Consider the following 11,720-nt stretch of genomic DNA (forward strand, 5'->3'; position numbering starts at 1 on the left):
GACAATTACACCAATATTTATCCAACTAAAGTCGCTCTAGGTCAGTTTCACCAAAAAGACTCTCATCCAGTCTGGCTTTTTCAAAACGCAGATGGCGGCTATTCTCTGGATGACCAAGTGTGGGGAGGAACTCGTAAACTTTATCCCTTGATAACGGAAGAGGAATTGAGAGGGAAGTGGCACAAAATAGAGATAAACGTTAAGTGGTCGCGAGACGATAGCGGTTGGTTCAAGGTGTGGGTCAATGGCAATCAAAAAGTTGATTATTCTGGACAGACAATGGAAGCCAATACGGTGTATTTTAAATATGGAATATATCGCTCGTTTTTAGAACGATATAGGATCAGATACTCAAAGACCATGAAGCCAACAAAAGATGATATCGTACCAACACAAACTGTTTTCTATAAAAATGTTTCTAGGGCAAATAGTCGAGAAGACTTGCTTCACTAACATTGAGACCTCAAAAAACTTCGCTACGGATAAATCTCAGCTTAGAAGTGTCTACAAATTGACTGATGGGACATATTGTCCCATTTCAGCCTAAAATCCGTACAGAGGGCACTTTAATGTTAAGGACACTCCTACAAGCGCTACCTTTTAATGCTATGTAAATGAGATAGAGCCGACGGTTTCCGTACCTTTTTGTGAGTCAATTGCCTCTAACTTCCATACTTTGTTAGGCAATTGTTCAACTGCATCACAGCAATGCCAACAGCCGTCTTTTTATCTTCATGTGCTTCCACTGCGGCAGAGTAACCGTGCTGATATCCCTGCAAACGTGCAGCTTCTCGCCAGGCAAACCTGCTAGCTTTTTCTGTGTCATAACCTTTGGCTTCGCTGTAATAGGCTCTCATGGACCTGTAGGAGAGCGCCAGATACTTACCCGCAGTGTGATTAAGGTTCAAGTTACTCTTTTCAAGGTCTTCCGGGTTGTGATAGAGAAACTTGGCAAAACCAGAACATAGAGCGAGTTCTTCACCTTTAACGTAATGCTCATTGTCCCACTCCATCTCTGCAACGACGCTGCCACTAACGAATGACAAATACATTAGCATGCGAATTTGTTTAGTCGTCATAAGCATTTCTCCTTGTAAAAACACATCTAACTCTACGCTGGTTTTTATCTTCTTTTGCTCAGCAAGATGTTTCCCCCCTAACCAACAAAATCCTGACGGGATATTCCGTATTGGGTCATTTTGTTGTTGAGGGTTCGTCTTGGTAGCTCTAGCTCGCTTAATACTGCTTGAACGTTGCCTTTGTGGCGCTTTAGCGATTGAATGATCAGTTGGCGCTCGAAGCTGTGGACTCGATCCGCTAAATTGTGGCTGGTACCCACCTCTTCCACTTGGGTCTCGCAGCCGATGATTGCCCCGAGCGAGTGACTACCACCAATGGCTAGCACATAGCGCTCGGCGGCGTTCTTTAACTGGCGCACATTGCCGGGCCATTCATAATCAATCAGCATTGCACTGTCGTAGTCACTGAGCTCGACAAAATCACGCTGATATTGAAGCGCCACTTTACGAGCAAAGTACTCAAATAGAAGTGGGATATCTTCTCGTCGTTCGCTGAGCTTAGGCAGGTCTAACTCCACCACGTTGAAGCGGTAGTATAAGTCTTCACGAAATTCGCCTAGATCAGATGCTTTGCGCAGATCGGTTTTTGTCGCTGCAATCACCCATAAATCGAGATCGACTTCCTGATTAGAGCCGATGCGTTCTAGCTTTCTCTCTTGCAGTACTCGCAGCAGCTTGATCTGGAAGCTCATCGGCATACTCTCTATCTCATCGAGAAACAGCGTGCCTTTATTGGCGTGCTCAATTTTACCCACGCGATTCTTGTCTGCTCCAGTAAACGCTCCTTTTACATGGCCAAATAGCTCACTCTCGAACAGGTTCTCTGGTATTGCGCCACAGTTAACCGCAACAAACGGGTGGTCTCGTCGCTGACTAAAATCATGTAAGCAGCGTGCGACTAGTTCTTTACCCGTTCCGGTCGCGCCATTTATTACTGTATCGACAGGGGTTTGGCCGAGCATAAGTATCTGTTTGCGCAGCTCCGATAGCCGCGGTGATTGCCCAATCAGGCGCGACTCTAAGCTCGGTTTCTCAACTAATAATTGCTGCAACTTGCGGTTCTCAAGCACTAGCCTGCGTTTTTCGCTGGCCCTTTTTATCCGATCAACAAGCAAATCTGGTTCGACGGGTTTTTCGATAAAGTCATACACGCCATTGCGCATCGCTTCGACGGCCATTTTGACATCACCGTGAGCGGTAACCAGCAACACAGGAATATCACTATCGATGTTTTGAACCTGTTGGGCAAAGGTCATTCCATCCATTTCTGGCATACGAATATCCGAAACCACCACGGCTTTCATGTTGGCTTCTATTACGCTCAACGCTTGTTTAGCGGAAGAGAAGTCCTCAACCTCAATATCAGCCAAATTCAGCCACTGCTTGGTCGCTTTGCGAATCGCCTCTTCATCGTCGACTAATACCACTTTTACCGATTCTAGCTGTGGATGATTACTCATTATTTGACTCTCCCGATGAAGCAAACAAGGTTACGCAAAATGCAGCACCTTGTTCCGTGTTGTTCTCAACCGCAAGGGTGCCACCAAACTCTTCAATAATGCCCTTCGATACAGACAAACCAAGCCCTAACCCTTTCCCCGGTGGCTTAGTGGTAAAGAAAGAGTCAAACAGCATAGGCAGGTCTTCATCGCTCACGCCGCAGCCATTGTCAGAGATTTTAATCACCACTTGCTGCTGTTGTTGGTAACTGGCGATAGTAATTCGCCCGCAATCGACACAGTCAGACTCGATGATGGCATCAATGGCATTGCGAATTAGATTAACCAAGATTTGCTCTAGTTTTATCTCATCTGCATTGACCCAACACTCGCTTTGTTGTTCGCGTACTATCTCTATCTCATGTTTGTCGATACGGGGCTGCAGTACCACAAGTGCGTTGTCGAGTGCTTGCTTAAGGTCGACGGGGCGAAGCTCACCGACTGAACGGCTAGCAAAGGTTTTCAGCCGAGTAACGATACTTGATACGCGGCGAATCAAGCTATCAACCTCGCCAAGATTCTCCTCAACTAGCTCATATTGACCTTTCTTGGTCAGCAGTTTACTACTAGCGACGTAAGTCAGAGTCGCTTGTAGGGGTTGGCTAATCTCATGGACAAGCTCAGCAGAAAGCTGGCCTAGGGCGCTCATTTTCTCTGCATGAATAAGCTCTTCATTGGTTTGGCGAAGCATTTTCTCGGTTCGAATCCGCTCCTCTATCTCACGCTTTAAGTTACTATTGCTCTGTCGCAGGGCGTTAGTTCGCTGTGCGACCTGCCACTCAAGCTGCTGCTGATGTTTAATGCGACTAAAGAAAAAGGAAACCAACAAAGCAAGTAGTGCTGTCACCAACAGCGCAATCAGTAATACAGTAAACTTGCTCTGCTCAATGCTTTTCATGTCATTGAGATAGTAAAGCTGCCAACCTAACCGCGGTATTTCACGCTCATGCAGTAAGAAATGGCCAGAAGAGAAGGTAGCATCGTCGGTTGAGCTGGTTTGAGAAAGATTGATCACCCGATCGCCAAGTGGAGAGCCTGGACGCTCTTCCATCGGTAGAGCATGAATCTGGTGGTTACTATACTTTTGCGCCTCTTCGATACGCTGGCTTACTTCCGGTGACAGTGGCGACAAACTTCGATAACGCCATTGTGAGTGACTAGAGAGGAAAATTACTCCATCACTATCGCTAATCCATACTCGCTCCCCGCCCGCGCTCCAGTTTGCTTCAAGCAGCGACATATCAATTTTGAGTACCGCGACGCCAACAACCGTGTCATTATTTTTAACTGGTTTAGAAAGAAACAGGCCCGGTTCGCCCGTCGTCACACCCACTGCGAAAAACTGGCCTTCATTGCCCGCGACAGCATCAATAAAATACGGTCGGAAATGGTAGTCGTTGCCGATAAAACTGTTCTCATCTTGCCAATTACTGCTCGCTACAACCGTCCCGCTGAGGTTCATCAGGTACAACGCATCGGCTCCCGACTCTGTCTGCCAATCCGCCAACTTAACGTTGACCCGATCCGCTAACCGAGCATTGGTAGGCGTTGAAAGCAGCATTAACACTTGGGCATCGTTGGCAGTGATGTGGGGTAGATAATTGAAGCGCTGATACTCAGCTTCAACTGTTGAAGCATAGAGATTAAGGCGCTCCTCACCGATTCGGTGTAGCTCTTCAAATTGCTGAAACTGGGTGCTTCTCACCAATACTGTAGCGAAAAACGCGCCAATAATGAGTGCAGTTATGGCAATCATTCCATATGCTTTGCTCGTGCTACTCAGCGACATTCCATGTCTCCACAATCTAATATTGAACCAAACGAATAAGGACAGATAGCAAGTATTACGCCAAATACCCCAGGTATCACGCTAGGGCTGATAGCGTAACTCTTTGAAGTCATTACAGGTATTTGACACTGACAATCATAGGCCAAAAATGGCTCATATCAATCGACATACCTCAATTAGTTGAGCCAAATTTGGCTCACTCAACCTCACAGTTACAAAATTTCGTTACCTCTCCATCAACAATTCCGCAAATAATCTACCATACTTCAACCACTTAACATCAAAGAAACTCCTTCATAACAAGTTGGCAAACCCTTTGCTAGTGACTCTTTGCTAAGAACGCAATGAAAACATCGCTCCTCCCTACACAATTTCGGGGCATATAACCAATAACAAGGACGAAAGAATGAAAGCACTAAAACTATCGCTGATTACTCTTACCGTAACTGGATTCATGGCTGGAGAAGTGGCCGCAGCAACCGAGTGGAACGTGTCACTTTGGGGTAAACGCAGAGCTTTTACTGAGAACGTAGAAAAGTTAGCTGAACTGGTTGAATCAAAAACCAACGGTGAGTTTACGCTTAACATTTCCTACGGCGGCTTATCTAAGTCACGCGAAAACCTAGACGGCATCTCATTTGGTGCTTTCGAAATGGCTCAGTTCTGTTCTTTCTACCACTCAGATAAAAACCCAACCATTACCGTAACTGAGCTGCCATTCACTAAAGATGTTTCGCTCGCACGCGTCAGTGAAATCTACATGAAGGTGTTTGAACATCCAGAAGTGAAGAAAGATCTTGCTCGTTGGAATGCGACGCTACTAATGCCTACCCCGCTTCCTCAGTACAACATCGTCAGTAAAGGCGATCCTTTAGTGTCACTCGATGACTTCTCTGGCCTACGCGTGCGTGGCCCAGGCGGAATCATGGGTGTACTAGGTAAACTTGGCGCAGTTAAAACCGGTGTTCCTTTCTCTGAGGTTCGTCAGTCAATGGACTCTGGCGTAATTGATGCCGCTTCCTTTGCTCCTCACGCACACCTTGCAACCAACTCATACAAGGTTGGTAAATGGGCAACGACCAACCTCAACCTAGGCTCTGCGAACTGTCCGGTTGTGGTGAACTCTGAGGCTCTAGCCGCACTGAAACCTGAGCACAGAGAAGCGCTATTGGGCTCTGTTGATGAGGCGCTTGCTTACTATGTAGAGAACTACGAACAGAACACTACAGCTAAGTACGAAGCCGCAATCAAAGAGGAAGGGCTAGATCAAATCACCTTCTCTGCGGAGCAAACAGCCAAACTCAATGAGCTTTCAGAGTCTGTGCGTCAAGAGTGGGTTGAAAAGTACAAAGGCAAATTTGATTCTCAAGCTGTGTTTGATTACACCGCTAAGCTGTTTGCTGAAAAATAATCACCTCTAGGCCGCCTTAGTTGGTGGCCTACCTCTTTATCATTTACAACATCGTTATCATTTATTTCTTAGGAGGCCGGTATGTCGGCGGCTGCTTCTGTTAAACAAGATGGTTCACTATTAAGTCGAACTGATCGGTTGTTCTTTCGCTTTGAATCACTGCTCAATTTGGCGGGTGGAACCGCAATATTCCTATTGGTTGCCCTTGCAACGGTCAATGTACTTGGTCGTTGGTTGTTCTCTACACCCATCAGTGGCTATATCGACTGGGTAGAACAAGCAATGGCGTTTATCGCATTCCTAGGCATTGCTTATACACAACGTATGGGTGGCCATATTCGTATGGACATCATCGTTGGTCAGTTTCGAGGACGTTGGTTGTGGTTTACCGAGCTATTGACCACTAGCCTAATGCTGGTTGTCACATTAGTCCTAATTTATGGCTCGTACCTTCACTTTTGGCGCGCCTATTGTCTGGGAGACTCTTCTCTCGATATTAACCTACCAACTTGGCCTGCAAAACTGGTTGTTACGGTTGCCTTAACCATTCTTGCGCTGCGCTTATTACTACAAATATGGGGCTATCTGCGCGCCTTAAAACAAGGCGGTGATTCGCCAGTCGCGGTGCCATTAATCGAATCAGCTGCTGAAGTGGCAGCAAAAGAAGCCGAGTCTGTTAGCGGACACGATAACTAGGAGAAGTTCCCTTGTCACAATTACTTCAAACCATGGCCAATATGAATAGCATAGAGATCGGCCTTTGGGTTTCAGCAGCTATGTTGGTGTTCGTAATTTTGGGCGTGCGCGTCGCTTTTGCAGCGGCCATAGCAGGCTTTATCGGCCTAGTGTGGATATTCAGTGCCAAGTTAGGCTTCGAGCGCGGATTTCTCGTCGCAGTTAAAATGGCCGGAACCATACCACACTCAAAAGTCTCATCGCTGGCCCTTTCGTTGATTCCAACCTTCATCTTGATCGGCTTTCTTGCCTATCACGCTGGGCTGACTAAATCGCTATTTGAAGCGGCAAAACGTTGGGTAGGCTGGCTACCGGGCGGTATGGGCGTCGCGACCGTATTCTCAACAGCAGGATTTGCAGCAGTCTCTGGGGCTTCTGTTGCTACGTCAGCGGTGTTTGCCCGCATTGCTGTACCTGAGATGCTTAAGCTAGGTTACGACAAACGCTTTGCAGCCGGTGTGGTTGCCGCAGGTGGTACGCTCGCATCACTCATTCCACCTTCTGCAATCTTGGTCATTTACGCCATTATCGTAGAACAAGATGTAGGCGCATTACTTATGGCAGGCTTTATCCCTGGCTTTGTATCTGCACTCATCTATGGTGGATTGGTGATCTTCCTGGCCATGACACGCAAAGACTTTGGCCCTCCAGTTCGTGGTTACACCTGGTCACAACGTATGGAGTCTCTTCCTGCTGCCATGCCAATCTTCTTTGTTGTCGCGATTATTATGGTGTGTATCTATGGCGGTGTTGGCACGCCAACGGAAGCAGGCGCACTAGGTGCTACGGCCATTTTGTGTGTTGCGCTCTACCACGGTAGCGGTTGGAAAGAGATCAAAAGCTCGCTAATGGAAACCGCCAAACTGTCTGCAATGATCTTTGCCATCATCTGGGGTGTTTTGATTTATGTTCGCTTCCTCGGTTTTGCCGACTTACCAAGTGCATTCTCCGATTGGATTGTGAGTTTAGAACAGAGCCCAATGCTGACATTGCTGTTCATCCTACTCGCATACGCAGTACTAGGGATGTTTATGGATGCGATCGGCATGTTGCTACTCACCCTGCCCGTGGTTTATCCAGCGATTATTGCTTTGAACGGTGGCGCCGATGTAGCAGCGGCAGATTCTGCATTTGGAGTCTCTGGTATAGGTTGTGCCATTTGGTTCGGTATCATAGTGGTAAAAATGGCCGAGCTATGCTTAATCACACCGCCTATCGGCTTAAACTGCTTTGTCGTAGCGGGGGTTCGCCCAGAGTGTTCGGTTCAAGATGTGTTCCGTGGCTGTACTCCATTCTTTGTTGCCGACGTCATTACCATTGCAGTACTGATATTCTTCCCAAGTATCGTATTGTGGCTACCACAGTTGATTGGATACGCATAACTCAAAACACATCAAAGGGAGCACATCGCTCCCTTTTGATGACTAGCTCAATAAAACCAATAAGTTAAAAACCTTTCTGTTAACACACCGTCTCATGAACTCTGTGATTGTACCGTCACATTGTGCAAACGTGTTTGTATATATTGAAGCAAATTTCTTAAACATTGGTTGAATATGAAGCCACGTAATCTTGCTTTAATTATCGCTGCTCTCAGTTTTTCATCTCACGCAGATACCCAATTACCCTCAGGCCAAGATTGGCTTGATCACGCTGAAAAAGGTTTAGCGCCGTATTGGATGATGCCCACGGCGCAGGGGAACCCTACCGGTAACTTCCCTACCTTCCGCTGTGACAACGGCACACTACTCGACGTCAATGACGTTTGTCCTGAACTCGATAAAGGTTGGATTACCCCTCACTTTGGTCGCGAATATACGCGCATGAAATCTCGCCAGACCTATGCATACGGTGTGCTTTTCCACCTGACAGGTAACCCTGAAGCGCTAGAGTTAGCCAGACAAGGCGCGTATTACTTGATTGATAACCTGCGCGATGAACGCAGTGGCGGATTCATCAGTTACACCCAAGACAGTAAACCTGGCCTAGAGTGGCAACAACGAACTTCGCAAGATCAGGCCTACGCTCTGGTTGGCCTGGCCATGTACTACTACCTAACTCAAGATAGCAAAGTCGAACAAGCTTTGATTGAGCAGCAAGCCTTCATCTTTGATACATACCGTGTTGACGATAACAGCGGGCTCGCTTGGGTATTAAAAGATGGGGATGGAGAAAGTGCACTGCAAAAAGAGTTGGTCGCTCAGCTTGATCAAATCAATGGTTATCTGCTGTTAGTTGCTCCACTACTGCCTGAACCTGCTAAGTCGAAGTGGATGTCAGACCTAACATGGCTTACTCAAGTGCTCGTCGAACACTATCATTCCGAAGACGAACAGCGTTTCTACGGCGGGATTCACCATAAAGCGGCGATGATGCAAAGCGCTAAACACAACGACTTTGGCCACACGATTAAAGCTTACTGGATGACCTACCTAACGGGTCAAACCGTTAACAACAAGCAGTGGTCTGAGTTTGGTTTACAAGGGATGAAGCACACTTTGAAACAAGCTCAGGTGGAGCGTGACTTCAGCACAGTGGCAGAATTTTTTAGTGAGCCTCTGAGTGAAGCTTGGCAAGGCAGTAAGATCATTAGCTGGTGTGGCCGCCCTCACTCTGGAGGTAGCTCGTCTTGGGAGTGGGCTGAGCTTGACCAAGCTGCCATGACCGTCACTATGGCCGGTGAGTCTCAAAAAGAGGTGCTAAAATATACCTTGCCTAGTTTCCATGACGCTTGGGTCGATCATCAATATGGTGGTATAGGATTAGATCCAAAACGCACCAAAGCGTTCCACTGGGGTAATGGCTACCATCAGTTTGAACACGCGCTGATTGGTTACCTGTTTGCCCAACACAACGATAAAGAGACCGCTAACCTTTACTATGCTCGTCCTGAGAGCAGTAAGCTAACCTACAGCCCTTACTATTACAAGGGCGATGTAGAGCAAATCACTCCATTAGCGGACAAAAGAATTAAGAAGGTGGCGTTTAGCCATATAAGACCTTAAAGCACAAATAGGACCATAAAAGCAAAAATCCGATGCGTGTCGCGCATCGGATTTTTTTAAATCAATTCAAAAAGTTAAATCGCAGCAATAAAACTTACAGCATGGTCAGTGCAAGCTTCGCCAAGTTATAAGCATCAACATAACCAGAGTGTTGACGTCCTTCCCACTCGATGCCTTTGCTCTCCTGCGCTGCTTTATGCCCGATACGCTTGTCCTTTAGTCGGTTCTGGATTCGATACAAGGTCGCCAAGTTAATAAATTCATTAAACGGCATATCGATACCTTTGCCAGCGCACTCTTGGCGAAGAACGTTATCGTCACGTCCCCAAGCCGCGTAAATCTTGTTTGTACCGCCAAAGTTTTTAATCATAGATTTAAGGACCTCTGCTAAAGGGCGTCCTTGTTTCTCGATTTTTCTTGGCGTAATGCCCGTTAACTGCGAACAGAACAACGATACTTCATCGCTCTCTGGCTTCACGTAGTATTGGGCCCGCTTTACGATCTGACCTAAATTGAGGTCGATTTCAGCAAGCCCCACTTCGATGATTTCGCCAGTCGTACCGACACCGTTTTCATTCCAACAGCACATTTCTAAATCGAAACAAACTACACGGTTATGGTTCATGGTTCGCCTTTGTTCAAATCATTCTAAAAGCGCAAAATTCTACATCAGAATCAGAAAAAACTCGAATGCCGTTGTACTGATTGGCGAGTTATTCCGCAATTGAGACGCAATCGCGTCCACTCTCTTTACTCTTATATAGCTGAGCATCGGAAGCATGCAAGATATCTTCTTCGTTTTCATCGCGGCGAATCGCCGCCCCAATACTCAATGAACATTTGATCTTTAAGCCATCAAAGTCATAAACCGAGTTTGCCACGGTTTGACCAATCCCATGTAAATAATTAAACAGCTCAAACCGATCAGTGATAGAAGAGATGATACAAAATTCATCACCTCCCGTGCGGACAAAGATATCGCCTTCTCTGAGCTTTTTCTGCACGGTTCGTACTACGTGGCAAAGCATCTCATCGCCAGCTATATGCCCATATTGATCATTAACCTGTTTAAATCTATCAACGTCAAATACCGTCAGAGAGAATGGTTCATCTACGCTGACTTTATTATTTAGATATCGGATGAAGGCTCGACGATTATAAATACCAGTGAGCGTGTCATGGTCGACCAGGTAAAGTAGCTCTTCTGTACGTTGACCTAAAGCCCTTTCAAGTCGTTCTTGACTTCTTACTAATAACGACACAATGTAACTCGAAAGCGATGCAATCAGAATTCCGGTGATAAAAATACCAATCAGAACCACACGATCCTTGCCAGAGATAACGTGGTCGAGTTTGAAATCCACCACCCACTCGCGATTCGGCAAAATCACTTTCTTGCTCACTTTAATACCACTGGTCGTTTGCCAATTCTCGCTTTGGTAAAGAATTGGATCGTCTTCAGCGTCAAAGCCGATGTCTGTCACTCTCACCAATAAGTCTTGTTCTGTTGCGGTCCGAACCACTATCGATTGAAAGTACTTAGTGGAGCGGATAACGCCAATCACCACACCCATCAGCTCATGTTGATTGTTCGCACTAAAAACCGGGTGGTACACCAACAGTCCCGTCTTCGCTAAGCTTCTGTCTAGGCCGTCTTGAAGAAGACGAATTTTGTCAGAAACACTGGGCAGGCCGGTTTGGCGCATTCCATCTAATACCAACTCAAAACGTTGTCTAGATGAGTAATAACCCAAAGCATTAAAATTGTCTTGCGTTCTCGGGTAGACATCAGACGCAGGATAAATTGGCTCTTGGTTAGGCATGATATAGCCCATGGTTTTAGGGCCATCTTTTGGCACTGTATACACTTGATAAAACGGAAACGTTTGCCTTACATTGTTTACGTGCTCCTCCACTTGGTCATGCTCGACCCGAGGCATCCACTGCAAAGCAATTAAAGTTTGAGAGGCTGAAACGATTTGGTCTGCAAACACAGGAAAACGGTACCAATCTTCAGGCATGGTCGCATGATAGAAGTTAGCCCCTGCACCAATGAACTGTAAGTCGCTCTCAACGACTTTTTGTAAATTGTGTGCCTGTTGCTCGGCTAATCTTTCTACTATTGAAGCCGTGTACCTAACCTGGGAGAGATAGACGAAATAGATGGCGTATAACGCAACTAGCATTGAAAACACAAATGCC

10 protein-coding genes are annotated in these 11,720 nt (G+C 46.4%); 5 read left to right on the forward strand and 5 right to left on the reverse strand.

Annotated elements, in window-relative coordinates; translation table 11 throughout:
• A partial coding sequence (locus QTO00_RS07005; RefSeq protein ID WP_331423897.1) for a heparin lyase I family protein occupies nt 1–453 on the forward strand: 453 nt, incomplete at its 5' end.
• 209 nt (nt 454–662) lie between these two features.
• Here QTO00_RS07005 and QTO00_RS07010 read toward each other — a convergent pair.
• From QTO00_RS07010 to QTO00_RS07020, 3 genes are all read right to left on the reverse strand, one after another.
• Nucleotides 663–1,079 (reverse strand): hypothetical protein, encoded by a 417-nt coding sequence (locus tag QTO00_RS07010; RefSeq protein ID WP_331423899.1) that lies wholly within the window; start codon nt 1,077–1,079, stop codon nt 663–665.
• Nucleotides 1,080–1,156: 77 nt separating this feature from the next.
• The gene (locus QTO00_RS07015) at nt 1,157–2,539 is read right to left on the reverse strand and encodes a sigma-54-dependent transcriptional regulator (RefSeq protein ID WP_331423900.1); all 1,383 of its coding nucleotides are present in this window, start codon (nt 2,537–2,539) and stop codon (nt 1,157–1,159) included.
• Entirely contained in the window at nt 2,532–4,367 is a 1,836-nt protein-coding gene (locus QTO00_RS07020; protein ID WP_331423901.1) for a sensor histidine kinase, read from the reverse strand. The genes QTO00_RS07015 and QTO00_RS07020 overlap by 8 nt, the downstream gene beginning before the upstream one ends.
• 406 nt (nt 4,368–4,773) lie before the next feature.
• Between QTO00_RS07020 and QTO00_RS07025 the strand changes: the two genes are divergently transcribed.
• From QTO00_RS07025 to QTO00_RS07040, 4 genes are all read left to right on the forward strand, one after another.
• Nucleotides 4,774–5,778 (forward strand): C4-dicarboxylate TRAP transporter substrate-binding protein, encoded by a 1,005-nt coding sequence (locus QTO00_RS07025; RefSeq protein WP_331423902.1) that lies wholly within the window; start codon nt 4,774–4,776, stop codon nt 5,776–5,778.
• Nucleotides 5,779–5,859: 81 nt separating this feature from the next.
• A complete protein-coding gene (locus QTO00_RS07030) occupies nt 5,860–6,474 on the forward strand; it encodes a TRAP transporter small permease subunit (protein ID WP_331423903.1) in 615 nt (204 codons plus the stop codon).
• Nucleotides 6,475–6,485: 11 nt separating this feature from the next.
• Nucleotides 6,486–7,895 (forward strand): TRAP transporter large permease, encoded by a 1,410-nt coding sequence (locus QTO00_RS07035; protein WP_331423905.1) that lies wholly within the window; start codon nt 6,486–6,488, stop codon nt 7,893–7,895.
• A 174-nt stretch (nt 7,896–8,069) separates the two neighbouring features.
• Nucleotides 8,070–9,518, forward strand: coding sequence for an AGE family epimerase/isomerase (locus QTO00_RS07040; RefSeq protein ID WP_331423907.1), 1,449 nt, complete (start codon nt 8,070–8,072; stop codon nt 9,516–9,518).
• A gap of 94 nt (nt 9,519–9,612) precedes the next feature.
• On the opposite strand, the gene QTO00_RS07045 is transcribed toward QTO00_RS07040, so the two are convergent.
• Nucleotides 9,613–10,143, reverse strand: coding sequence for a 3'-5' exonuclease (locus QTO00_RS07045; RefSeq protein WP_331423908.1), 531 nt, complete (start codon nt 10,141–10,143; stop codon nt 9,613–9,615).
• 88 nt (nt 10,144–10,231) lie between these two features.
• The coding region (locus QTO00_RS07050; RefSeq protein WP_331423910.1) for a sensor domain-containing diguanylate cyclase at nt 10,232–11,720 on the reverse strand (1,489 nt) is incomplete at its 5' end.

The organism is Vibrio sp. M260118, assembly GCF_036533755.1.
Classification (GTDB): Bacteria; Pseudomonadota; Gammaproteobacteria; order Enterobacterales; family Vibrionaceae; genus Vibrio.